At 34.5% G+C, this 24522-nt stretch carries 25 protein-coding genes and 1 pseudogene; 19 read left to right on the forward strand and 7 right to left on the reverse strand.

Annotated elements, in window-relative coordinates; translation table 11 throughout:
- Window positions 1-7: 7 nt before the first annotated feature.
- The gene (locus tag EQG68_RS09265) at window positions 8-823 is read right to left on the reverse strand and encodes a 2,3,4,5-tetrahydropyridine-2,6-dicarboxylate N-succinyltransferase (RefSeq protein ID WP_129464565.1); all 816 of its coding nucleotides are present in this window, start codon (window positions 821-823) and stop codon (window positions 8-10) included.
- A gap of 121 nt (window positions 824-944) precedes the next feature.
- On the opposite strand from EQG68_RS09265, the gene EQG68_RS15045 reads away from it, so the two are divergent.
- The 7 genes from EQG68_RS15045 (at window position 945) to mazG (ending at window position 4768) form a co-directional block, all read left to right on the forward strand.
- Window positions 945-1814, forward strand: a complete 870-nt coding sequence (locus EQG68_RS15045; protein ID WP_222845210.1) for a copper resistance protein NlpE N-terminal domain-containing protein — start codon at window positions 945-947, stop codon at window positions 1812-1814.
- A 28-nt stretch (window positions 1815-1842) separates the two neighbouring features.
- Window positions 1843-2076: a hypothetical protein gene (locus tag EQG68_RS09275; RefSeq protein WP_129464567.1), complete on the forward strand. Its 234-nt coding sequence runs from the start codon at window positions 1843-1845 to the stop codon at window positions 2074-2076.
- Window positions 2066-2347 carry a type II toxin-antitoxin system RelE/ParE family toxin gene (locus EQG68_RS09280; protein ID WP_129464568.1) on the forward strand — a complete coding sequence of 94 codons (282 nt, stop codon included), beginning with the start codon at window positions 2066-2068 and terminating at the stop codon, window positions 2345-2347. Before EQG68_RS09275 ends, EQG68_RS09280 begins: the two co-directional genes overlap by 11 nt.
- 1 nt (window position 2348) lies before the next feature.
- The gene (ruvX, locus tag EQG68_RS09285) at window positions 2349-2765 is read left to right on the forward strand and encodes a Holliday junction resolvase RuvX (RefSeq protein WP_129464569.1); all 417 of its coding nucleotides are present in this window, start codon (window positions 2349-2351) and stop codon (window positions 2763-2765) included.
- Window positions 2766-2872: 107 nt separating this feature from the next.
- The gene (gene def, locus EQG68_RS09290) at window positions 2873-3460 is read left to right on the forward strand and encodes a peptide deformylase (RefSeq protein ID WP_129464571.1); all 588 of its coding nucleotides are present in this window, start codon (window positions 2873-2875) and stop codon (window positions 3458-3460) included.
- Between the two features lie 24 nt (window positions 3461-3484).
- Entirely contained in the window at window positions 3485-3922 is a 438-nt protein-coding gene (locus tag EQG68_RS09295) for a DUF5606 family protein (protein ID WP_129464573.1), read from the forward strand.
- A gap of 72 nt (window positions 3923-3994) precedes the next feature.
- Window positions 3995-4768: a nucleoside triphosphate pyrophosphohydrolase gene (gene mazG, locus EQG68_RS09300; RefSeq protein WP_129464575.1), complete on the forward strand. Its 774-nt coding sequence runs from the start codon at window positions 3995-3997 to the stop codon at window positions 4766-4768.
- A 2-nt stretch (window positions 4769-4770) separates the two neighbouring features.
- On the opposite strand, the gene EQG68_RS09305 is transcribed toward mazG, so the two are convergent.
- A complete protein-coding gene (locus EQG68_RS09305) occupies window positions 4771-5451 on the reverse strand; it encodes a Crp/Fnr family transcriptional regulator (RefSeq protein ID WP_129464577.1) in 681 nt (226 codons plus the stop codon).
- Between the two features lie 106 nt (window positions 5452-5557).
- Here EQG68_RS09305 and EQG68_RS09310 point away from each other — a divergent pair, with 106 nt between their 5' ends.
- The 11 genes from EQG68_RS09310 to EQG68_RS09360 all read left to right on the forward strand — a co-directional run bounded on the left by EQG68_RS09310 (window position 5558) and on the right by EQG68_RS09360 (window position 19877).
- Window positions 5558-7978: a heavy metal translocating P-type ATPase gene (locus EQG68_RS09310; protein ID WP_129464579.1), complete on the forward strand. Its 2421-nt coding sequence runs from the start codon at window positions 5558-5560 to the stop codon at window positions 7976-7978.
- A 39-nt stretch (window positions 7979-8017) separates the two neighbouring features.
- The gene (ccoS, locus tag EQG68_RS09315) at window positions 8018-8212 is read left to right on the forward strand and encodes a cbb3-type cytochrome oxidase assembly protein CcoS (RefSeq protein ID WP_129464581.1); all 195 of its coding nucleotides are present in this window, start codon (window positions 8018-8020) and stop codon (window positions 8210-8212) included.
- 2 nt (window positions 8213-8214) lie between these two features.
- Window positions 8215-10404 carry a cytochrome-c oxidase, cbb3-type subunit I gene (gene ccoN, locus EQG68_RS09320; RefSeq protein WP_129464583.1) on the forward strand — a complete coding sequence of 730 codons (2190 nt, stop codon included), beginning with the start codon at window positions 8215-8217 and terminating at the stop codon, window positions 10402-10404.
- Window positions 10405-10409: 5 nt separating this feature from the next.
- Complete coding sequence (locus tag EQG68_RS09325) at window positions 10410-10583, forward strand: CcoQ/FixQ family Cbb3-type cytochrome c oxidase assembly chaperone (RefSeq protein ID WP_129464585.1); 174 nt, start codon at window positions 10410-10412, stop codon at window positions 10581-10583.
- Window positions 10584-10605: 22 nt separating this feature from the next.
- A complete protein-coding gene (locus EQG68_RS09330) occupies window positions 10606-11562 on the forward strand; it encodes a cbb3-type cytochrome c oxidase N-terminal domain-containing protein (protein ID WP_129464587.1) in 957 nt (318 codons plus the stop codon).
- Between the two features lie 53 nt (window positions 11563-11615).
- Window positions 11616-13034, forward strand: coding sequence for a cytochrome c oxidase accessory protein CcoG (gene ccoG / locus EQG68_RS09335; protein ID WP_129464590.1), 1419 nt, complete (start codon window positions 11616-11618; stop codon window positions 13032-13034).
- A gap of 60 nt (window positions 13035-13094) precedes the next feature.
- On the forward strand, window positions 13095-13541 hold the full coding sequence (locus EQG68_RS09340; protein ID WP_129464592.1) for a FixH family protein: 447 nt from the start codon (window positions 13095-13097) through the stop codon (window positions 13539-13541).
- Between the two features lie 92 nt (window positions 13542-13633).
- Window positions 13634-14335 (forward strand): sulfite exporter TauE/SafE family protein, encoded by a 702-nt coding sequence (locus tag EQG68_RS09345; protein WP_129464623.1) that lies wholly within the window; start codon window positions 13634-13636, stop codon window positions 14333-14335.
- Window positions 14336-14469: 134 nt separating this feature from the next.
- On the forward strand, window positions 14470-16599 hold the full coding sequence (locus EQG68_RS09350) for an elongation factor G (RefSeq protein WP_129464594.1): 2130 nt from the start codon (window positions 14470-14472) through the stop codon (window positions 16597-16599).
- A 110-nt stretch (window positions 16600-16709) separates the two neighbouring features.
- Entirely contained in the window at window positions 16710-18320 is a 1611-nt protein-coding gene (locus EQG68_RS09355) for a tetratricopeptide repeat protein (RefSeq protein ID WP_129464596.1), read from the forward strand.
- A 114-nt stretch (window positions 18321-18434) separates the two neighbouring features.
- The gene (locus tag EQG68_RS09360) at window positions 18435-19877 is read left to right on the forward strand and encodes a T9SS type A sorting domain-containing protein (RefSeq protein WP_129464598.1); all 1443 of its coding nucleotides are present in this window, start codon (window positions 18435-18437) and stop codon (window positions 19875-19877) included.
- Window positions 19878-20008: 131 nt separating this feature from the next.
- Here EQG68_RS09360 and EQG68_RS09365 read toward each other — a convergent pair whose 3' ends face one another.
- Both EQG68_RS09365 and hemN read right to left on the reverse strand, forming a co-directional pair.
- Complete coding sequence (locus EQG68_RS09365; RefSeq protein ID WP_129464600.1) at window positions 20009-20581, reverse strand: hypothetical protein; 573 nt, start codon at window positions 20579-20581, stop codon at window positions 20009-20011.
- A gap of 111 nt (window positions 20582-20692) precedes the next feature.
- Window positions 20693-22051 carry an oxygen-independent coproporphyrinogen III oxidase gene (gene hemN, locus EQG68_RS09370; RefSeq protein WP_129464601.1) on the reverse strand — a complete coding sequence of 453 codons (1359 nt, stop codon included), beginning with the start codon at window positions 22049-22051 and terminating at the stop codon, window positions 20693-20695.
- Between the two features lie 313 nt (window positions 22052-22364).
- Here hemN and EQG68_RS09375 point away from each other — a divergent pair, with 313 nt between their 5' ends.
- Window positions 22365-23228, forward strand: coding sequence for a hydroxymethylglutaryl-CoA lyase (locus EQG68_RS09375; protein ID WP_129464603.1), 864 nt, complete (start codon window positions 22365-22367; stop codon window positions 23226-23228).
- Window positions 23229-23309: 81 nt separating this feature from the next.
- On the opposite strand, the pseudogene EQG68_RS15245 reads toward EQG68_RS09375, so the two are convergent.
- The 3 genes and pseudogenes from EQG68_RS15245 to EQG68_RS09390 form a co-directional block, all read right to left on the reverse strand.
- Window positions 23310-23504, reverse strand: a pseudogene (locus EQG68_RS15245) (type II toxin-antitoxin system YafQ family toxin); the annotation flags it as partial.
- A 77-nt stretch (window positions 23505-23581) separates the two neighbouring features.
- Entirely contained in the window at window positions 23582-23767 is a 186-nt protein-coding gene (locus EQG68_RS09385) for a hypothetical protein (RefSeq protein ID WP_129464605.1), read from the reverse strand.
- Window positions 23768-23845: 78 nt separating this feature from the next.
- Window positions 23846-24172, reverse strand: a complete 327-nt coding sequence (locus EQG68_RS09390; RefSeq protein ID WP_129464607.1) for a toxin-antitoxin system YwqK family antitoxin — start codon at window positions 24170-24172, stop codon at window positions 23846-23848.
- Window positions 24173-24522 lie beyond the last annotated feature (350 nt).

Below are 24522 nucleotides of genomic sequence, written 5' to 3' on the forward strand. Positions count from 1 at the left end.
CAAAAAATTAAACCGCTACATTATATTCTCTCAACGCATCGTTAAGCGACGTTTTCAAATCAGTGGATGGTTTACGTTGCCCAATAATCAACGCACAAGGCACTTGAAATTCCCCAGCCGGAAATTTTTTGGTATAACTACCCGGAATCACCACCGAACGAGCCGGAACATAACCTTTATATTCAACCGGATTTTCGCCGGTTACGTCAATAATTTTGGTAGAACCGGTTAAGACCACATTAGCACCCAAAACAGCTTCTTTTTCTACCCGAACTCCTTCTACCACTATACATCTCGAGCCAATAAACGCTCCGTCTTCAATAATAACAGGAGCGGCTTGAAGCGGTTCTAAGACCCCACCAATACCAACGCCTCCACTTAAATGCACATCTTTTCCAATTTGAGCACAACTGCCTACCGTTGCCCATGTATCCACCATTGTACCTTCATCTACATAGGCTCCAATGTTCACATAACTGGGCATCATAATTACGCCTTTAGAAACATACGCTCCATAACGTGCCACAGCAGGAGGAACTACGCGAATGCCTTTTTCGGCATAGTTGCGTTTCAATTCCATTTTGTCGTGGTATTCAAAAATACCGGTTTCCCAGGTTTCCATTTTTTGGATTGGGAAATACATGACCACGGCTTTTTTTACCCATTCGTTCACTTGCCAACCATTAGTTGTTGGTTCGGCAACGCGAAGTTTTCCGTTGTCTAATAATTCAATGACTTCTCTGATGGCAGCAATAGTAGTTTCTTCTTGCAATAAAGCTCTGTTTTCCCAAGCTTTTTCTATGATAGATTGTAGTTCGTTCATTTTTTAAAATTTTGACAAAGATAAAATCTTTTGGCGATACATTTTGGTTTGATTTTTGTAAACTTAACACATATAAACAACAAAATGAATTAAATTTGTAATGAACCTTATGAAATCTATTATGAGAACAAAAATAGCAACACTACTTTTTTTATATCTTTTGATAATGAGCTGTGCAAAAAAAGTAAAAGAAGAAGCAACTGACGTTATAACAGTTGACTCAACTGAGATATTAATGAATAAAGAGCATAATGCTAAAATTTCATTAGATTATAGTGGGATGTATCAAGGTGTTTTACCCTGTGCGGATTGCGAAGGAATTGAAACTACTTTATGGATTGATGAAAACAACTATGTCTTATTCACCAATTATTTGGGTAAAAAGAATAAAACTAAGTCTGAATTTAGAGGTTCATATGTTTGGAATGAATTTGGAAATACAATCATTTTAAAAGGTATTGAAAATGCTCCTAATCACTATTTTGTGGGTGAAAATTATCTAAAACAATTGGATATGGATGGTAATAAAATTGAAGGTGATTTGGCTGAGAAATATGTATTACAAAAGAAATCTGACTCAGGAGAACTTCCTCCACCACCACCACCAGCACCGGAAACTATAAAAAATTATTCGATTCATTCAAAGAGCCTTGAAAACATTTCTTTAGTTAAAAATAAATGGAGATTAATTGAGTTAAATGGTAAACCAATTGAGTCAAAAGAAATGTTTATAAAACTTAATAGCGAAGAAGGATATGTTGCTTTTGCCGGTTGTAATAACATGATGGGTAGTGTTGAATTCAAAGATGAAAAATCATTAATCAAGTTTACCAAAGGAGCTTCCACCCTAATGGCTTGCCCGGATATGACTACTGAACAAGAATTTGCCGAAATGCTTGAAAAAGTGGATAATTATAGTATTAACGGAAATAATTTATCATTCAATAGAGGAAGAATGGCTCCGTTGGCCAGATTTGAAGCAATGAAATAATCATGTATATTTGTAAAAACTATTTGTTATGGAAACGATAAGAATTGATTGTGAACCCAATATCAAAACCAAAGTTATAGAGTTTTTGAATAATTTTTCTTCAAAAGATTATAAGATAGTCACAGAAGACGCATCTTTTATTAATGATAAGAAAAAACTTGAGGTCACATTAGAAAAAATAGCTAATGGAAAAGCAGAATATTTTTCTCCAGATGAACTTGATAAGTATTTAGAAAAAACGATTTCTAAATATGAAGATTAGATTTGAAAAAGATTTTTTATTGGCATTAAACGAACAAGTTGAATATATTGCAAAAGATAAACCCAGAGCAGCTAGAAAGTTTAAATCTGATTTAATCAAAAATTTACGCAAAGACTTAAAAAGCCCATTTCATTTTAAAAAATCCATATATTTTGATACTGAAAATATTAGGGATTATGTTTTCAAAGGCTATGTTTGCGTTTATTTAGTTGATATAGAAAATGATTTAGTAACCGTTTTTGGTTTCATTAAATACAAAGAATCCTTATAAAATGCCACGAATCCTCGCCATAGATTACGGAAACAAACGAACCGGTATTGCCGTGACCGATGAATTGCAAATCATTGCATCGGGTTTAACCACCATTCCCTCTGAAACTGTTATTTCTTTTTTAAAAGACTATTTTTCAAAAGAAAAGGTTTCTACTGTTTTAATTGGTGAACCTAAGCAAATGAACGGATTACCTTCAGAAAGCACACCCGTTATCGAAAAATTTGTGGCGACATTTTCATCGGAATTTCCCGAAATGAAAGTCATTCGTGTCGATGAACGTTTTACTTCCAAAATGGCTTTTCAAACGATGATAGACAGCGGATTAAGTAAAAAACAACGCCAAAATAAAGGCTTAGTAGATGAAATTGCAGCGACTATTTTGTTGCAGGATTTCTTAACCAGAAAAATGATTTAAAAGAAAAAGCTACCTGTTTTAAGGTAAAAGTCAGATTTCTTTTTATTACTTTTGCATCCGAATTTAATCGAATTGGATTAGGTTTTAATTTACAAAAAATTGCTCACATGATTTTATCAATTGTAGGATATGGTGATCCGGTTTTACGAAAAGTTGGTACCGAAATATCACCGGAATATCCCAATTTATCTGAACTTATTGCCAACATGTACGACACCATGTACAATGCGTATGGCGTTGGTTTAGCCGCACCACAAATTGGTTTAGCCATTCGACTATTCATTGTGGATACAGCACCATTTAGCGAAAGCGATGATTTGTCAACTGAAGAAGCTCAACAGTTGAAAGGATTCAAAAAAACCTTTATCAATGCCAAAATTATTAAAGAAGAAGGCAACGAATGGGGATTTAACGAAGGCTGTTTGAGCATTCCCGATGTTCGTGAAGATGTGTATCGAAAAGAGCGAATTACCATTGACTATTTTGATGAAAATTTCGTAAAACATACCGAAGTATATGACGGATTAATTGCTCGAGTAATTCAACACGAATACGATCACATTGAAGGCATTTTGTTTACCGACAAAATATCGTCATTAAAGAAAACGTTAATTAAAAAAAGATTGCAAAACATCATCGACGGCAAAATCAGAGCCGATTACAAAATGAAGTTTTTCAACAAAAAAGGAAGATAATACAAGATAAATATTTTAATAAAAATGAGTTTACAAAAAATATTAGCCATTTCGGGAAAACCGGGATTGTTTGAATTGAAACTACAAACCCGTACCGGTTTTGTAGCCGAAAGTTTATTAGACGGAAAAAAAATTACGGTTGGTATGCGAAGCAATGTGAGTTTGCTTTCTGAAATTGCGGTGTATACCTATAATGAAGAAATAAAGTTAGCCGAAGTTTTTAAAGCGATTGCAACCAAAGAAAATGATGGACCAACAGCTATTTCACACAAAGAAGACAACAGTGTTTTAGTCACTTATTTCAGAGAAGTTCTACCTGAATTTGATGAAGAAAGAGTATACCCGTCTGATATAAAAAAAATAATCAATTGGTACAATATGTTACAGCCAAAAGGAATCGTTTCTGTGGAATCTTTATCAAAAGAATTGAAAGAAGCAGAATCTGAAAAACCCGCTGAATAATTTTTTAAATAAATTTGAAAAGGAATCCTGCTTTCGAGTAGGATTTTTTATTTTTACAAAAATCAGAATCAGATGAATACCCGGGAAAAACAGTTAGAAGCTTTTGGAAGATTATTGGACATTATGGACGACCTTCGTGAAAAATGTCCATGGGATAAAAAGCAAACCTTGGAAAGTTTACGCCATCTAACCATTGAAGAAACCTACGAGTTAGGTGATGCCATTTTGGATAACGATTTACAGGAAATCAAAAAGGAATTAGGCGATTTATTATTACACATAGTTTTTTATGCCAAAATTGGCAGCGAAACCAATGCTTTTGATATTGCCGATGTGGCTAATAGTATTTGCGATAAATTAATCGACCGACATCCACATATTTACGGCGATGTAGTGGTGGCCAATGAAGAAGAAGTAAAACAAAATTGGGAAAAACTTAAATTGAAGGAGGGCAAAAAATCCGTTTTAGAGGGTGTGCCGAAAAGTCTTCCCGCACTCGTTAAAGCGAGTCGCATACAAGACAAGGTAAAAGGGGTAGGATTTGATTGGGAAGAACCGCACCAAGTTTGGGATAAAGTACAAGAAGAATTAAACGAATTACAAGAAGAAGTAAAAGCCGGAAATAATGATAAAATAGAAGCAGAGTTCGGCGATGTATTATTCTCGATGATTAATTACGCTCGTTTTCTAAAAGTAAATCCTGAAGACGCGTTGGAACGAACGAACAAAAAGTTCATGAAACGATTTATGTATCTCGAGAGCAAAGCATCAGAACTTGGTAAACCCCTCTCAGATATGACTTTAGCAGAAATGGATGTGTTTTGGGAAGAAGCGAAGAAATTATGATTTTACTCCGCCATTCTTTTCAATTTGTTCTTATCCAGAATACTTATTTTTTTTCCATTTAAATTGACCAAACCATTTTTAGCAAATTCAGACAATAATCGAATACAGCTTTCCGTAGCTGTACCAATCATTCCGGCCAATTCCTCTCTGGAAAGTTGAATATGAAGCGAACCGTCTTCATTTTTACCAAAAGTGTCCTCTAAGTATAATAATGTTTCAGCTAAACGTTCTTTTACTGTTTTTTGAGCCATTGAAACCATGTGATCGTCTGATTCTTTCAAATCACCACAAATGGTTTTCATCACGTTCATCGAAAATTGATTATTGTTATTGAAAAAACCTAATATTTCAGACTTCGGAATAAAACAAACTTCCATATCTTCTAAAGCCACCGCACTTAAATTAGTGGGTTCGTCACTAATCATGGAGCGTTGACCCAATAATTCACCCGGTTTAACCAATTTAACAATTTGATCTTTTCCATTGGCACTTAGTTTAGAAAGTTTACAAACGCCATCTTTAACACAATAAATACCATTTACCGATTCACCTTCTTCAAAGATAGGTTCCCCTTTTTTAATGGTATAAGAAGTTTTACAGTTGGCCATTTTTAAAAGCTCTTCTTTATTTAAAGCTTTTAGAGAGCTAAATTCTCTCACAATACATTGTTCACACTTGCTCATGGTGTATTATTTTATTGGTCTTTACAAAGATAATTAAAGTATGACAAATATCATATTTTAATTTTTCACCTTTTGCAACCTTTGTTACAGGTAAAATGAGCAAAAGATGGACACAGAAAATTGTTTCCATTGTGGTAATGAAATTAATAAAAAAGACGAAATTATTTTTGACGAAAAAAGTTTTTGTTGCAATGGTTGCAAAACCGTTTACGAAATTTTCAGTCAAAATGATTTATCGTGTTATTATGATTTTCAGGCAGCTCCGGGTGCCACACCACAAGATATACAAGGTAAATATGATTTTTTAGACAATGAAGACATTGTTATTAAACTTCTCGAATTCCAAGAGGATACAACTCATATTGTTTCACTCTACATTCCGCATATACACTGTAGTTCGTGTATTTGGATTTTGGAAAATCTACAGAAACTTCAGCAGGGAATAATTACTTCTCAAGTAAATTTTCCTGAGAAAAAAGTCCGTGTCACTTTTCATCCTGAACAAACTTCTTTGAAGAAAATTGTCGAATTATTGAGTTCAATCGGTTATGAACCGTATATCAGTTTAGAGAATTTTGATAATGGAAAAAAAGACATCGACCGCAGTTTAATTTATAAAATCGGTGTAGCCTTTTTTTGTTTCGGGAACATCATGTTGCTTTCTTTTCCGGAATATTTTGAAGTAGAGGAATATTGGATTAACGAATACCGAGGATTTTTCCGTTGGTTGATTTTCGGAATTTCATTGCCATCTTTCTTTTATTCCGCCAGTGGCTATTATGTTTCAGCTTACAAAAGTATAAAATCAGGATTCTTGAACATTGATATCCCAATCGCATTGGGAATTGTAGTGATGTTTGTCAGAAGTACAATTGATATCGTCTTCGATTATGGTCAAGGTTTTTTTGACAGTATGACCGGACTCATCTTTTTTATGTTGTTGGGAAAATTATTTCAACAAAAAACCTACGCATTTCTCTCTTTTGAACGCGATTATAAATCCTATTTCCCAATTGCGATTACTAAAGTTTTAGCCGATGGTTCAGAAACGTCTGTTCAAGTATATGACATTCAAAAAGGAGATCGACTTTTAATCCGAAATCAGGAATTAATTCCGGTGGATGGAATTTTAATTTCCGAAAAAGCATCCATTGACTACAGTTTTGTGACCGGAGAAGCGGTTGCCATCGAAAAAAAATCGGGTGATAAAATCTATGCCGGGGGAAAACAAGTGGGGAAAATTATCGAAATGGAAGTGCTTTTTTCTGTTTCACAAAGTTATCTTACCCAATTGTGGAGCAACGACGTTTTTCAGAAAAAAGTGGAAGTAAAACACAAAACGGTAACTGATAAAATCAGTCGTTATTTCACACCGGCTTTACTTAGTTTGGCAATTGTTTCATTTTTGTTTTGGATTTTAATCGATACCAATACAGCCTTTAATGTGTTTACGGCGATATTGATTGTAGCTTGTCCTTGTGCTTTGGCATTAACCGCTCCTTTTACGTTGGGCAATGTGCTTCGAATTTTAGGTAAACGAAAATTCTATCTCAAAAACGCCACCGTAATTGAACAATTGGCTCAAGTAGATACCTTGGTTTTTGACAAAACAGGAACGATTACCACCAATAAAAAAACGGCTATTACATACGAAGGCATTCCTTTGAGCGAACAAGAATTGAAATTGCTGAACAACGCACTCAGAGGTTCCAATCATCCATTGAGCAGAAGGTTATATGATTTTATTCCTGCCCAAGCGAAAGTAAATCCCACCCATTTTGAAGAAATAATAGGGAAAGGAATTTTTGCCGAAATAGAAGGCAATACCATCAAATTAGGCTCATCACAGTTTTTAAAAACGATGACGGAGAATACACATAAAAAAACCAAAGTACATGTGGAAATTAATGGGGTTTACAAAGGAAGTTATGTGTTTAATAATCAATACAGAGAAGGGTTAGAGCAATTGTTTTTTCAATTAGCTAAAAAATACAATTTAGTTATCTTATCCGGTGACAATGATGGCGAACGTAAGATTTTAGAAAAAATGTTACCTGAAACGACCACTTTAGTATTCAATCAAAAACCGGAAGAAAAATTGCAATACATCGAGAACCTTCAAAAACAAGGTAAAAATGTCATGATGATTGGCGATGGATTAAACGATTCCGGTGCCTTGGCTCAAAGTAATATTGGTATTTCAATTTCAGAAAATGTGAATGTTTTTTCACCGGCGTGCGACGGCATTTTAGATGCTTCTCAATTTTCTGCAATCGGTTTTTTTATGCAGTATTCCAAAAACGCCATGAAAACAATTTACATGAGTTTTGGTCTTTCTTTAACTTATAATTTGGTAGGATTGAGTTTTGCTGTAACCGGAAATTTATCTCCTCTTGTAGCCGCGATTATCATGCCATTAAGTACAATTACAATTGTGAGTTTTGTAACGATTATGACCAATCTTTACGCACGAAACCCGCTACTCAAAACTAAAATTAATAAGCATGACAAATATCATGTTTTATAAAAAGCAGTCAAATTAACTTTGTTAACATAAATTTAAGGTATGAGCGTCATTTACATTTTAATCACTATCAGCATCATTGTGGCCGTATTTTTTCTTTATGCTTTTATTAAAGCAGTTAGAAGCGGTCAGTATGATGATGATTATACTCCTTCCGTCAGAATGCTTTTTGACGATGAACTCAAAATAAAAACCAACAAAAAACCAATACAAACAATTAAAGAAAAACAAGTATAATTATGGAGATGCAACAATTTTATTACGACAACAAAATTGTAAAGAAGTTCCTCTACGCCTGTATCGTCTTTGGAGTAGTCGGAATGTTAGTAGGCCTCATTTTGGCCATCCTGTTTTTATTTCCCAATTTAACCGATGGAATTTCGTTCCTAAGTTTTGGTAGATTAAGACCTTTACATACCAATGCAGTAATCTTTGCTTTTGTGGGTAACGCCATTTTTGCCGGTGTCTATTATTCCATGCAACGATTATTGAAAACCAGAATGTACAGTGATTTGTTAAGCAATATCAACTTCTGGGGATGGCAATTAATTATTGTTGCCGCTGCCATCACTTTACCTTTAGGGTATTCAACTTCAAAAGAATATGCCGAATTAGAATGGCCAATCGACATTGCCATTGCTCTAATTTGGGTAGTGTTTGGTATCAACATGATTATGACTATCATCAAACGGAGAGAACGTCATATTTATGTAGCGATTTGGTTTTATATTGCCACGTTCGTTACCGTTGCGGTGCTTCATATTTTTAACAGTTTGGAACTTCCTGTATCAGCTTTAAAAAGTTATTCGGTGTATGCCGGTGTGCAAGATGCTCTGGTACAATGGTGGTATGGACATAATGCGGTGGCATTCTTCTTAACGACTCCGTTTTTAGGTTTGATGTATTATTTTGTACCTAAAGTGGCCAATCGTCCTGTGTATTCATACCGATTGTCAATCATCCACTTTTGGTCGTTGATTTTCATCTACATTTGGGCTGGACCTCACCATTTATTATATTCCGCCTTACCGGATTGGGCTCAAAATTTAGGAGTTGTTTTCTCAGTGATGTTGATTGCTCCATCTTGGGGGGGGATGATTAACGGATTACTGACATTAAGAGGAGTTTGGGACAAAGTGAGAACCGATGCCGTTTTGAAATTCTTTGTAGTGGGTATTACCGGATATGGTATGGCCACATTTGAAGGACCAATGCTTTCGCTTAAAAACGTAAACGCAATTGCTCACTTTACCGATTGGATTATTGCTCACGTGCACGTGGGTGCCTTAGCTTGGAACGGATTCATGACCTTTGGTATGATTTATTGGTTGATTCCTCGTATGACCAAAACCAAATTGTATTCTGAAAAATTAGCCAATTTCCATTTTTGGATTGGAACATTAGGAATTGTTTTATATGCTTTACCATTATATGTTGCCGGATTTACACAAGCTTCTATGTGGAAACAATTCAACCCTGATGGAACATTGGTGTATGGAAACTTCTTAGAAACGGTTACCCAAATCATGCCAATGTATTGGATGCGTGCCATCGGTGGAACACTTTATGTGACCGGTTTAATCGTGTTAGTATACAATGTTGTAAAAACAGTTGCCGCCGGTTCCAAAGTAGAAGACGAATTAGCGGAAGCCCCTGCTTTAGCTGTCATTTCTTCCAGAAGAATGAAAGGTGAAAAATGGCATTCTTGGTTAGAAAGAAGACCTATTCAATTTACAGTATTGTCATTAGTGGCTATTTTAATTGGTGGTATCATACAAATTATACCAACAATTGTAGTAAAATCGAATATACCAACAATTGCTTCCGTTAAACCATATACTCCGTTAGAATTAGAAGGCCGCGATTTATACATCCGCGAAGGTTGTGTAGGTTGTCACTCACAAATGATTCGTCCGTTCCGTTCTGAAGTGGAACGCTATGGTGAATATTCAAAAGCGGGTGAATATGTGTATGATCATCCATTCTTATGGGGTTCCAAACGTACCGGTCCTGATTTAAAACGTTTAGGTGGAAAATACAATGATAATTGGCATTTTAATCACATGTGGGATCCGCAAAGTACCTCTCCGGGTTCGATTATGCCGGGCTACAAATGGTTATATGATAATAAACCAATGGATTATTCTCAAATTGAGAAAAAAATGGAAGTGATGGTGACATTGGGTGTTCCCTACACTCCTGAAGAAATTGCTAATGCCAGAAAATCAATTGATGAACAAGCTGCTCAAATTGAGAAAAATTTACATGCTGATCCTGATTTTGTAAAATCGTATGAAGAAAGTAAAAAGAATGCAGCTACACGTGGTGAAGAGTTCGTTGCTATGAAAGACAGAGAAATTACTGCTCTTATTGCTTACTTACAACGACTTGGTACAGATATTAAAGTTAAAGAAACTGCTCAAAAATAATTGTTATGCTCAAGTTTATTAAAGGTCATATGGACAGTATCTCCGGGATAGAGATTTATCCGATTATTTCGCTCAGCATTTTCTTCATCTTCTTTGCTTTACTTTTATTTTGGGTATTCACTTATAGCAAAGAAAAAATTAATGAATTAAGTGATATCCCTTTAAAAGAAGATAATTAGTTAACCTTATTAGTTGTAAAATATGAAAAAATTAATTCCATCATACGTTCGTGTTCCGTTGATTTTTGCCCTTGTAATGGGTGCAATGGAATATTTTATTGACTCCGGCGATAAGCCTGCATTTATAGAATACCCTATGGTAGCTTTGTTTTTAGGGGTTTTCTTATTCCTGTTAGTTGCTATAGAAATTGTGGTAAGTGCCGTTGATAAAGTTACTTATCATTTACTTTCTGAGGAACAGAAAAAACAATTGGAAGAAGCACAATCATTACCATTTACAGAAAGTGCTTTTTATCAAGGAATCATGAAAAAATTAACCCGTTCTAAAGAAATTGAAGAAGAACATGATGTAATGTTAGATCATGATTATGATGGCATCAAAGAATTGGACAATGTGCTACCTCCTTGGTGGGTGAATTTATTCTACTTAACCATCATTTTTGCTTTTGTCTATTTGGTAAGGTTCCATATTTTCAACGACTATGACCAAGCTTCTGAATTTGAAACAGAAATGGCCATTGCTAAAGCAGAAGTTGAAAAATACAAACTAACGGCACCTGATTTAATGGATAAAGAAAAAGTAACACTTTTAACGGATGCTACTGCTTTGGCTGAAGGAAAATCAATTTTTGAAGCAAAATGTGTGGCTTGTCACAAAGCGGATGGCGGTGGTTCTATCGGACCAAACCTCACCGATAACCACTGGATTTTGGGCGGTGGAATCAAAAATGTGTTCAATACCATTATGGAAGGTGGTCGTGAGGGAAAAGGGATGGTGCCTTGGAAAACAGAAATCAAACCCTCTGATATTCAAAAAGTGGCCAGTTATGTGTTGTCTTTACAAGGAACTAATCCAAAAGAGGGTAAAGCTCCTGAGGGCGATGTTTGGGTAGATGAAAATGCTACAAAAACAGAAACAATCAAAGATACTACTGTTACCGATACCACAAAGACAGAAATTGTAGCGGTAGTAAAATAAAAAAAACAAATCCCGGTGTAAATCGGGATTTGTAAAATCTAAATTTTTAAGGTATGAGCAAGTTACCCGACGAAAGTTTTAGAGATACCATTGGTACCATTAATAAAGAAGGCAAAAGAGCATTTATTTTTCCTAAAAAACCGAAAGGACCTTTTTACGATAAACGAAAACTCTTGAGTTATTTTTTGTTGGTGTTCTTATTGGCAGCTCCTTTTGTCAAAATTAACGGACATCAGTTTTTGATGTTCAATGTATTAGAAAGAAGATTTAATATTTTCAGTTTTCCTTTTTGGCCTCAGGATTTTCACTTATTTGTGATTTCCATGATTATTGGTGTGGTAGGGTTGGCATTGTTTACAGTAGTTTTTGGTAGAATTTTTTGTGGATGGTTTTGTCCGCAGACCATTTTTATGGAAATGGTCTTTCGCCGAATCGAATATTGGATTGATGGCGATAGAGGAGCACAAATTCGTTTGCAAAAACAAGAATGGAATGCAGAAAAAATCAGAAAAAGAGTGACCAAATGGATTATCTTTTTTGTGATTTCGTTCTTAATAGCCAATGTTTTTTTAGCCTATTTGGTCAGTAGTGATCGGTTGTTGTTAATGATAAAAGAAGGTCCTGCCTTACACACCAGCACTTTAATAGCCTTATTGATTTTTACAGCCGTATTTTATTTTGTATTTGCTTGGTTCAGAGAACAAGTGTGTATTATTGCTTGTCCATATGGCAGAATGCAAGGCGTTTTGTTAGACAATAAATCCATTAATGTGGCCTACGATCACGTTCGTGGTGAAAAAGAATTGGGCAGAGCAAAATTCAATAAACAAGAAGACAGAGCTGCCACCGGAAAAGGCGATTGTATCGATTGTAAGCAATGTGTACATGTTTGTCCCACCGGAATAGATATTCGCAATGGAACACAACTAGAATGTATTAATTGCACCGCTTGTATTGACGAATGCGATACCATCATGGAAAGCGTAGGATTATCTAAAGGATTAATTCGTTACGCCAGTGAAGATGAGATTGTTAAAAAAGAAAAATTTGTCTTTACTACTAGAATGAAAGGTTATACCGCTGTGTTAACCATTTTAATTGGCGTCTTAATCGGTATGTTGTTTTTAAGAAATGATGTCGAAGCAACAGTACTGCGACTTCCGGGTCAATTGTTTGAACACAAAGGTGAAAATATCAGCAATGTGTACACCTATAAAATTGTCAATAAAACCACAAAGCAATTTGAAGCAGTGACATTTAAATTGGTGGAACCAAAAGGTGAAATTATTCTGGTTGGTAAACCAAAAATCAAGGTAAAACCGGATGGAATTGCCAAAGGAACCTTATTTATCGAAATCAATCCGGCCTACATTGAAGGCGATAAAATAAAATTAAAAATTGAAGTGTATGATGGTGAAAATCTTATAGAAACAGCTACTACTAACTTCATGGGGCCTAGAAGCTTTAATTAATCTTCTTGCTTTAGCTAACTTTCATCGGACTTCAGTCCGATGCTAAAAAAAATAAATATTATGAAAATCAACTGGGGAACAGCCATTGTAATCGCATTTGGACTATTTATGACATTCATCTTATACTTTGTATTCAAAGTGCAATCGGATAGTAAATACGATAATGAATTAGTAGTGCAAGAATACTATAAGCAAGAGCTTGTTTTTGAAAAACAAATGGAAAAAGAGCAAAATGATAAAAATTTAGCTCAACCCGTACAGATTATATCTCAGGAGGAAGGACTAAAAATCGTCTTCCCAACCGATATGGATATTAGTAAAATCAAAGGAAAAGTGTCCCTTTACCGACCGTCAAACCAAAAACTGGATTTTGAAGTTCCTATTTCACTTTCCGGTCCACATTTGCTCATACCTAAAAACAATTTGGTGGGCGGTCGTTGGGACATTTCTATTGATTGGACGTATGACGGAAAAGAGATTTTAACGAAGAAAACTATTTATTTATAAAAAGGTAATGGGTTATAGGTAATGGGTAATTGGTCAAAATCATCACCCATCATCCATCATCCATCATCCATCATCCATCACCTATCACCACCATGCTATACACCGCACTCCTTTTCGGATTAATCAGCAGCTTTCATTGCATCGGCATGTGTGGCCCGATTGCCATGATGATTCCTGTTAACCGAAATAATGCGGCAAAAAGGATTTTTCAAATTTTCCTTTATCATCTTGGTAGATTGACAGCATATGGGATGTTGGGTTTGTTTTTCGGAATTTTAGGAAAAGGACTTTTTTTGGCCGGCTTACAGCAACAATTATCTGTTTTAGTTGGCATTTTGATGATACTTTTTGTCATTATTCCTGAAAAGAAAATGGCTCAATACAATTTTTCAAAACCCATTTATAAAGTTATTTCAAAAGTAAAAAGTCATTTGGGAGCACAATTCAAAAGGAAAACGTTTGATGCTTTATTCACGATGGGTTTATTAAACGGCTTCTTACCTTGCGGAATGGTCTATGCAGCACTTTTCGGAGCTATTGCCATGCAAAGTGAATGGTTAGGAGCAACCTATATGTTATTATTCGGAATAGGAACTATCCCCATGATGAGTGCCGTGGTGTTGATCGCGAATTTTATAACTGTACCGGTTCGCAATAAAATTCAAAAAATGATTCCCATCATGGTATTCATCATCGGGAGTTTATTCATAGTGAGAGGGATGGGATTGGATATCCCTTATCTTTCTCCAAAAACTACCTCATTAATTGTTCAAGCCAATCCGGATTGTCATTAAGATTTTTTAGTTTTTCAGTTTTGGAAACGAGCAACCCTTAAAAGTTGTTCGTTTTCTTTTATAACCTGATGAAAGTCATGTTTTAACTGCGTATTTAATCCGAAATTTATGGTATAATTTCTAAATGTACAGTTATGTTACAATTCGATAGTAAACACGTAAAAAATGTGGTGCTACTGGGTCATACCGGTAGCGGTAAAACGACATTGGCTGAAGCCATGTTATTTGAATCAGGAATCATTAACAGAAGAGGAACAGTTGAGGAAAAAAATACAATTGCCGATTATACCGACATTGAACATGAAAAAGGAAAAACACTTTTCTCTAAATTGGTCAATTCAAAATGGAAAGGCTATAAAATTAACATATTAGACACGCCCGGTTATGATGATTTGTCCGGTGAGATCATCAGTGCGATGCGGGTTTCCGAATGTGGTGTAATGCTTCTGAACGCTAGAATGGGAGTAGAAGTAGGCACCGATATTATTTGGCAATATACCGATGAATTCAAACTTCCTGTCATTTTTGCGGTAAATCAACTCGATCATGAACAAGCTGATTTTGATAAAACAGTAGCTGAAGCTAAAGCTCATTTTGGTAATCAATTGGTAATAGTTCAGTATCCGGTTAATCAAGGTCCAAATTTTAATGCGGTGATTGATGTATTGAACATGGTCATGTATCAATATCCTTCTGATGGTGGAAAACCGGAAAAACTCCCTATTCCGGATGCAGAGAAAGAAAAAGCAAAACAATTGCACCAAGAATTGATTGAAACGATTGCCGCCAACGACGAACGTTTGATGGAAAACTATTTTGAGAAAGGCGAATTAAACGAAGACGAAATGAAATTGGGCTTGCATCATTCCTTACTCAAACATGAAATTTTCCCTGTTTTTTGTGTTTCGGCTAAATTAAATATGGGTGGAGGACGATTGATGGGATTTATTGATAATGTGTGTCCGTCTGCCTATGAAATGCCACCTCAATTAACTATTGACAACCGTGAGATTCCATGTGATGACAAAGCAAAAACAGCCATTTTTATTTATAAAACGGTTTCTGAACCGCATGTAGGAGAGTTGAGTTTCTTTAAAGTACTTTCCGGAACAATTAAAGTGGGTGATGAATTGACTAATGAAGAAACCGGACAAGTGGAAAAAATCATGCAATTGTTTGAAATGGAAGGCAATAAACGAATCGCTGTAGATGAGTTGACTGCCGGCGATATTGGAGCAACCTTAAAATTAAAAAATACGCATACCAACAACACGTTGCATGAAAAAGGTTTTCCCATATCTATTCAACCGATTCAATTTCCTTCGCCAACTTTTTCAATGGCTGTAGAAGGAACCAAAAAAGGGGAAGAAGAAAAACTTTCAGCAGCATTGCATCAATTGGTGGAAGAAGACCCAAGTATCATTGTTGAGGTATCAGCCGAATTAAAACAAACTATTATTCATTGCCAAGGAGAATTACACATGGCTGTTATCAAATGGAAATTAGAAAATACGCATAAATTAGCTGTTGATTTTAAAAAACCTAAAGTGGCCTATCGTGAAACCATTCAAGCCGAAGCGGAAACCACGTATCGCCATAAAAAACAATCGGGTGGAGCAGGGCAATTTGGTGAAATTTCTATGAAAATATTCCCAATTACAGCAGATACCGCAGACCCTAAAGGCTATCCTATACGAGGTAAAGAAGAAATAGATTTACCTTGGGGCGGAAAATTAATTTATTACAATTGCATTGTGGGTGGAGCAATTGATGCCCGTTTTCATCCCTCCATTTTAAAAGGAGTGATGGAAAAAATGCAAGAAGGACCATTAACTGGTTCCCATGTGCAAGATGTAGGTGTTTTGGTGTATGATGGCAAAATGCACGCGGTTGACAGCAATGATTTGTCTTTCAAAATAGCCGGAATGATGGCGTTTAAAGAAAACTTTGTCAATGCTAATCCACAATTGTTAGAACCAATTCACGAGGTAATTATTGTAACTCCCGATGAAATCACAGGTGGAATCATGAGTGCGATTCAATCCCATCGCTCGATGGTGGAAGGCATGGATGCAGAAGGACATTTTACTAAAATTAAAGCTTTAATTCCTATTGCCGAGATGCATGAATTCATGGGAACTGTTCGATCTTTATCACAAGGAAGAGCTAAATTAAACATGGAATTTTCTCATTACGAAAAAGTGCCGTATGAGATTCAACAAGAAGTAATTCAATCGTTTAAAGAAGATTTAGTAGAAGTGTAAAATCTTCATGCATATTTAATTTTAAAGCCCGATATTTGTCGGGCTTTTATTTTAAAAATAATTTCTCATAAAGAGTATAAATTAATTTTAGTCGGATTTTGTACAGTGCTATGAAGTATAGAAATGTTTTCAGGTTAGTCTTATTTTTCTTTTTTTTAACTACAAGTTTTGTTGCTCAAAACAAATCGAATGAACTAAAAGCAATTTGGGAAAACACTAAAAATGCGGATTCGATTCGATTTAATGCTTTAGCTGACTATTATAAATTAAATAATCAAGCCCAACCCGACTCTACCTTACTAGTATTAGAATATTACTACCAACTAGCCAAAGAAAAAAACAATTCAAAGGAACTTTATAATGTTGCAAACGACCGAGGTGGTATATATAGACTAAAAGAAGAATTGGACCTATCAATGCATTACTATGAAGAAGCTAAAAAATTGGCTATAAAATTAAACGACCCAATTTTAAAAGCTATAAATTTAGGTAATATAGGAAATGTTTATGCTAACAAAAAAATGTATAAGGAAGCATTACAAAATTTCACTAATTCATTAACGATTTATAAGGAAATCAAAGACAAAATTGGAGAATCCCGAATGTTAAGCAGCATTGGTAATGTTTACTTATACATACAAAATTATGATTTAGCTTTAGCATATTATCAAAAAGCACTCACGGCAAGTAAAAATAGTGACGTTCCTCCAAGAAGTATTGCGGTTATTTATATAAACATTGGCTGGACCAACTATGAACTTAAAAAGTACACGGAAGCTATACCACATTACGAAAAAGCTCTAAAAATATTGGAGGTGACTAATGATAAGTTTTTTTTAGTTTCTTGCTATTCCACTTTAGCTAAAATTTACATCGAGTTAAATGACTTGCAAAAAGCTATTTATTTCGCAAATAAAAATAGTATTATTAGTAAGGAATTGAAAATCGAGGGTTATATCGATGATAGTGAAATCGTATTTGCAAAAATAGATTTCAAAAAAGGAAATATCGAAGAAGCTAGAAAAAAAGGGGAAACGATATTGGCAAATTTAGATAAAAATTCCAGTCATGAATTAAAATTAAAACTTTATGATTTATTATACAAGGTTTATCAGGCTGAAAACAATTCAAAAAAATCTTTAGAGATGTATCAGAAATACAGTACATATAAAGATAGTATTCAATTGGAAAGAAATAAACTTTCACTCATAAGAGAAGTCGTTAAAAATGAATTTGATGATCTACTTGTTAAAAATGAGCTAAAACTACAAAAAGAGAAAGCGGAACTAGTTTCTAAACAACAACAAAAAACCATTGGTATTGTTCTTGGTTCATTTATTTTAATAATTCTTATAATATTTTATTTCAATAGAAATAATAAAAAAAGTAGAGAAAAGAGAGATGAATTACTTGAAGAAATAAATAATCTTAAAAGTAACGTTACTTCAAGTCTTGTTGTAAACACAAATGAATATCAATTAGTACGAGAAAAGATAGAAAATTTCATCCAACGAAAATTAAACGAAACCGACTGGAATGTACTCAACATCTTATTAAAAGAACCGGATATTTCGAACAAAGAATTAGCAGAAAAAGCTTTTATGAGTGTGGATGGAATTGGTTCTTCATTAAGAAGAATGTATCTTTATTTTGATATTAAAGAATCCAAATACAAAAAAATAGCTCTTATTACAGTCGCAATTAAAGCGTCTAACGAATAACTTTTTACTTTTTATTTTCTTAAAAAAAGTATTTTCACAACTACACGTGAAAGATTATATGAAAGGATAGTTGAATTTTGATAAAAAATTACTCAACCACCTAAATTTTAGACTATGAAAAAAATTACACTTTTATTTTTATTAACTTCATTTGTTTCTTTCGCACAATGGAACCAAATAGGATTGGACATAGATGGAGAAAATGCCGGAGATGAATCTGGAACATTTATAAGTATTAATGGTGATGGTACAATAATAGCAATTGGAGAACCTCGTAATGATGCATTAGCAAATAATGCAGGACAAGTTAGAGTATTTGAACGAAATGGTACTACTTGGAGCCAATTAGGTACAGACATTAATGCCTCCGGAAATGGAGATAACTTTGGTCAATCTATTGATATTAATAATAATGGGGATATCTTAATAGTAGGAGCTCCGGGTATTTTAGCAGGTCCCACAGCTCCTGGATATGCACGTGTTTTTCAATGGAATGGTAGCAATTGGATACAACGTGGAACAGATATTATTGGAGAAGCACCAGATGATTCTTGTGGCGGTTCAGTTGCAATCAATAATGATGGTTCTATAATAGCTGTTGGAGCAAGTTCTAATTCAGGCAATCAAGAGTTTGCAGGACACGTTCGTCTATTTCAATGGAATGGTACTAACTACACACAACTAGGTAATGATATAGAAGGAGAGGCTGCTCAAGATTTTTCAGGTAACTCTATAGATTTAAGTGCTTCTGGACATACAATTGCAATTGGTGCTGCAGGCAATGATGGAGGAGGAACCACATCAGGACACATACGTGTATATGAATGGAATGGAACATCATGGGTACAAAAAGGTATGGATATAGATGGAGATGGTTTAAATGGTAATTTTGGTAGTTCAGTTTCGATTGATGCATTTGGAAACACTGTTACATCCGGAGCTTTTTCTTTTTCAAATGGTGCAATAGGCTCTACTCTAGTTTTCTCTTGGAATGGTTCTAGTTGGACGCAAAAAGGTTCAGCATTGACGGGTGATGTTGGTAGTGATTTTTTTGGAACTTCTACCAGTTTAAGTAATGATGGTAACATCATCGCAGTTGGTGCATTGGGTTATGCCAGAATATTTAAATTTAATGGTTCAGATTGGTTACAAGAAGGGGCAGACTTGTTAGAAGAAAATTCATTAGATCAATTTGGCAGATCAATTTCTTTAAACAATAATGGAAATATAGTAGCAATTGGTACTCCATATAATGATGGAAACGGCTCAAATGCTGGTCATGTAAGAATTTTTGAAAATATTACACTTTCAACTTCTGATTTTGATACCAATACAATTTCTTTTTATCCCAACCCAACAAAAGATTTTGTTTATTTTAATTTAAATGAAACAATCGAAAGTCTATCACTTTATAATTTACTAGGCCAAGCAGTACTATCAAAACAAATTAATGCTGAAAATTTTTCTTTGGATATTAGTAGTTTCTCTGCTGGATCGTATATTGCTAAATTGAATACTAAAGGAAAATCTAAATCAGTCAAAATAATTAAATTATAAGTTAAGAATTTTCATATTTTGAAAAAGTAATTTATCAAATAGAACAAGAAGAGATTCAATAGTTTACAGAGAATTAGTAGATGTGTAATTGAAAAGTTTTTAAAATAAAGCCCGATGAAAGTCGGGCTTTTTTAGTAATATTTCCTTAATTCTATTAACTTTTGTTGGTTAGGAAAAGTAGAAATGGCTTGTTCAAGTGCAATTTTACCTTGCTCACATTCGAGGTTTTCATACCTACACAAATAAGCATATCCTAAACAAATTCGGTATTCCACATCAAACTGATTAGGAATTAATTTGGCAGCACTTTTATACCTAAAAATTGCATTTTCAAAGTTTCCGGTTTCCATCCATTCATCTCCGTCTTTGATTAATAATTGAAAGTCTTTATGAGTTTTTGAAAGTTTAAACGATTCAATTTGAGCTGTTTTTTGATTCTCATCTGCTTTTTTAACATTTGAAAAATAATATATGGTTACTGCAATTGTAAATGCTATAATCAAAAGAATAAATAGTATGTTCACTATAAAAGATTTCTTTTTTTCTTTTAATAGCTTGTTTCGGATTTCTTCTAAAAGTTCAGGTGAAGCTGTTTTATGGTCAATAAATTCAGTATGTTCATTCTCGTATGGTGAACTTAAATAATCTTTCTTAGAAGAAAACATAGATTTCCTTTTACCAATCAGTGCTCTATTATTTTTCATAATAGTATTCATTGATTGTGCACTTCCAAATCCACCCATGATAAAAAGAGTTTATATGAGTTTTACGGTAAAAAGATTGAAATAGTTACAAAACGATAGAAGTATATTAAATCAAACCGTCATCGAAAACAATTTGGTTTCCGGCAGTTTTCGAGTCATGCGTAAATCAAAAGCCATGCAAATGTTGCGAATAAACGCTTTTCCTTTTTCAGTTACTGTAAGCGAATGATTAGTAATAATGACCAATCCGTCTTCTTCCATTTCATGCAATCGCTCCACTACTTGATTGATTTCAGAAAAATAATAACCGTATTCATTCCAAGACGTTTGTAACTGACACATGATATTCAAAATGTGTTTGCGAATGATTAAATCTTCGTCCGTTAAAAGATGGCCTCTAAAAACCGGCAATTCATTTTGTACCAACGCATCATAATAGTCTTCCAGTGTTTTTACATTTTGTGCAAAACTATACCAACTGTCACTTATCGAAGAAACACCCAAACCAATCATCACTTGGGTTTTTGATGAGGTGTAACCCATAAAATTGCGATGTAGTCTTCGTTCGTTAAACGAATGATATAAACTATCGGTTTCTAAGGCAAAATGATCCATTCCAATTTCGTGATAACCGTTTTCCGAAAGTCGTTTTTTACCCATTTCATACAACAGACGTTTTTCTTCATCTTTGGGTAAATCTTCGTCTTTGAATCCGCGTTGTCCATTTCCTTTAATCCACGGAACGTGAGCATAACTGTAAAAAGCCAAGCGATCAGGTTGAAGCGAATTGGTTTTATCAATCGTATCGATCACATCTTCCAAGGTTTGAAAAGGCAATCCGAATATTAAATCATGACCAACAGAGGTATAGCCAATTTCTCTAGCCCAAAAAGTTACTTTGGCCACATTGTGAAACGACTGAATACGATGAATGGCTTCTTGTACTATTGGCGAATAATCCTGAACGCCAAAACTAACCCGTCGAAACCCTAAGTCATATAATTTTTGAAGGTGAGCTCTTGTTGTATTGTTGGGATGACCTTCAAAACTAAATTCATGATTGGGATGTTTATCGGCATTTTCAAACAATCCATTGATGAGGTGCTCTAAGTTTTCAGGAGAAAAGAAGGTTGGGGTACCACCTCCTAAATGAATTTCTTTGATAATGGGTTTTTTAGGCAAGAGTTCGCAATACAATTCCCATTCTTTTAAGACTGCATCTATATAGGGGTGCTCCACATCATGGCGTTTGGTGATGCGTTTGTTGCATCCGCAAAAGGTGCATAAACTTTCGCAAAACGGCAAATGAATATACAAACTGATTCCTTCTGAAGTATTCGATTCAAGGAAAGAATGTACCAATGTTTCCTTCCATGTTGAAAGTGAAAAATCTTCTTCATTCCAATAAGGAACCGTGGGATAACTGGTGTATCTTGGACCGGGAACATTGTATTTTTGAATTAAAGTCATCCTTTATCGCTTTTAAACCGTAAAAAGTTAAGAATGAATGAGAACATTTTCTTCTTAACTTCTCACTGTCGAAGTAAAATATAGTTCAAAAATAAGCGGATGGAATGAAGAATAAAATGATAATTGTCATACACTAGAGAATGCTCTATTTTTTTCAAATTTCTCCAATTCTTAAAATCTGTGTTCACTCTTAAACTTTTAAACCTTTAAACTCTTAAACCATTTCCCTATCCGTGTTCCCTCTTAAACTTTTAAACCCTTATACTATTAAACTATTTCAATTTCCAAAATTCTTCCTTATATTTGAACACCTATGCAACCAATAAAAATTATTGAATGTCCACGCGATGCCATGCAAGGCATTAAAACCTTTATTCCCACCGAACGAAAGGTACTTTATTTACAATCACTCTTACGGGTAGGGTTTGATACATTGGACTTTGGGAGTTTTGTTTCACCAAAAGCGATTCCGCAAATGGTGGATACGGCGGAAGTATTAGCACGGTTGGATTTATCGCAAACCCGTAGCAAATTATTGGCTATTATTGCTAATACCAAAGGAGCAGAATTGGCGTCGGTGCACAAAGAAATTCAGTATTTGGGTTTTCCCTTTTCGATTTCCGAGAATTTTCAAATGCGAAATACACACAAAACGATTGCCGAATCCATCATCACGTTACAAGAAATTTTAGCCATTGCCGACCAATCCAACAAAGAAGTGGTGGCGTATCTCTCGATGGGGTTCGGAAACCCGTATGGCGACCCGTGGAATGTGGAAATCGTAGGGGAGTGGACGGAGAAATTAGCCGGCATGGGTGTTAAAATTCTATCGCTTTCAGATACCGTAGGAAGTTCAACCCCGGAGGTGATTGATTATTTGTTTTCGAATCTCATTACCAAATACCCAGAAATCGAGTTTGGTGCTCATTTACATACCACTCCCGATAAATGGTTTGAAAAAGTTGATGCCGCTTATAAAGCCGGTTGTCGCCGTTTTGACGGAGCCATTCAAGGATTTGGCGGTTGCCCCATGGCAAAAGACGACCTCACCGGAAACATGCCTACCGAAAAATTATTATCCTATTTCACCACCCAAAAACAGAACACGAACACCAGCCCAATGAGTTTTGAAAGTGCGTATAATGAAGCGACCAAGGTGTTTGGGGAGTTTCATTAAAGGGTAGTCTGTTGTCTGTTATCAGTTATCTGTTTTGAACTTTTTTATTTAAAAAAATACAAAAGTTATTGGTCAATCAAGCTAAAATAAATCGCTATGGGTTCCGGTGACTAAGAGTAACAAGATTAATTCACTATCATTTTGTTTCCAAATTAAAAGCCAATCGGGTTTGATATGGCACTCCCAACAATCTTTATAGTTACCACTTAATTTGTGGGGTTTATATTTTTGAGATAACTTCCCTTTTTCTTGTAAAATGTCAATGACTTCCTTTAATAGATTTAAATTTTAATTTCTCTTTTGACAAAGTTTTACACTTTTATCAAATTTAGATGTAGTGACAATAGAATACATTAACGAAGCACTTTTTTAAACAAATCGTCACTGTTTTTATATTTTTTTACTAGGCCTTTTTTTTCATCTTCAAGAGCTTGATCAAGACCGGATACTTTTTTAAATACGCCTAGAGAAAGAATATAGTCAATGGTTTTCTTTGCTAAGGTATTTTTTGCATCAAATTGTAAGGTTATTTCCGCCATGATGAACAGTTTAGATTACAAATTTAAAAAATTATACTACTATTAAATCTTAAATTAAGTACTATTTTTAAACGGTATTTAATTCCAATGCCATGTCTTCCAAAGACCGTCTTTTAACCCTTTTTTAAAAACTCCTTTTTCGGCCAATTGATTACTGAGATAAAACTTTTCAAATTCTCCATCTAATAATTCACCCGAAACACCATACTCTGAGGAATGGATAGCACCACCCTTAAACCAATAATAAAGTCGATCCTGTTTGGCAGAAACTTCTTTTTGAGTAGTATAAAACTCATATCGATACTCTTTATCGGTTATTCTTTTTTTTAAATTTGGTATTGCAAATGAACCAAATAAAAAAATGAATAAACCGAATTGTAAAAAAGAAAATTTAGATGTGCTCAATGGTATAAATTTTGAATGGTACAATTTAATATTTTTTTTGTAATATAAAACACCATTTCAAAAATTAACTATTTGATTAAAAAGGTAAATTTAAATCAATTATTTTCCTGTCATTTCATTAATTTTTTTATCTTTGATAAGTGACAAAAAAGCAAAAAATGAACATTTTTTTATTTTTTTTGTTCGCTACGTTCTAATAAATAAGGCTACTTATGACGATTTAGATTACTATCCTTTTGGCATGCTAATCCCAAACCGGTTTGAAAGCATAGATGATTACCGCTACGGCTTCCAAGGGCAAGAGAAAGATGATGAGTTAAAAGGAGAAGGGAACAGCTTAAACTATAAAT

Source organism: Flavobacterium piscinae (assembly GCF_004122145.1).
Classification (GTDB): Bacteria; Bacteroidota; Bacteroidia; order Flavobacteriales; family Flavobacteriaceae; genus Flavobacterium; species Flavobacterium piscinae.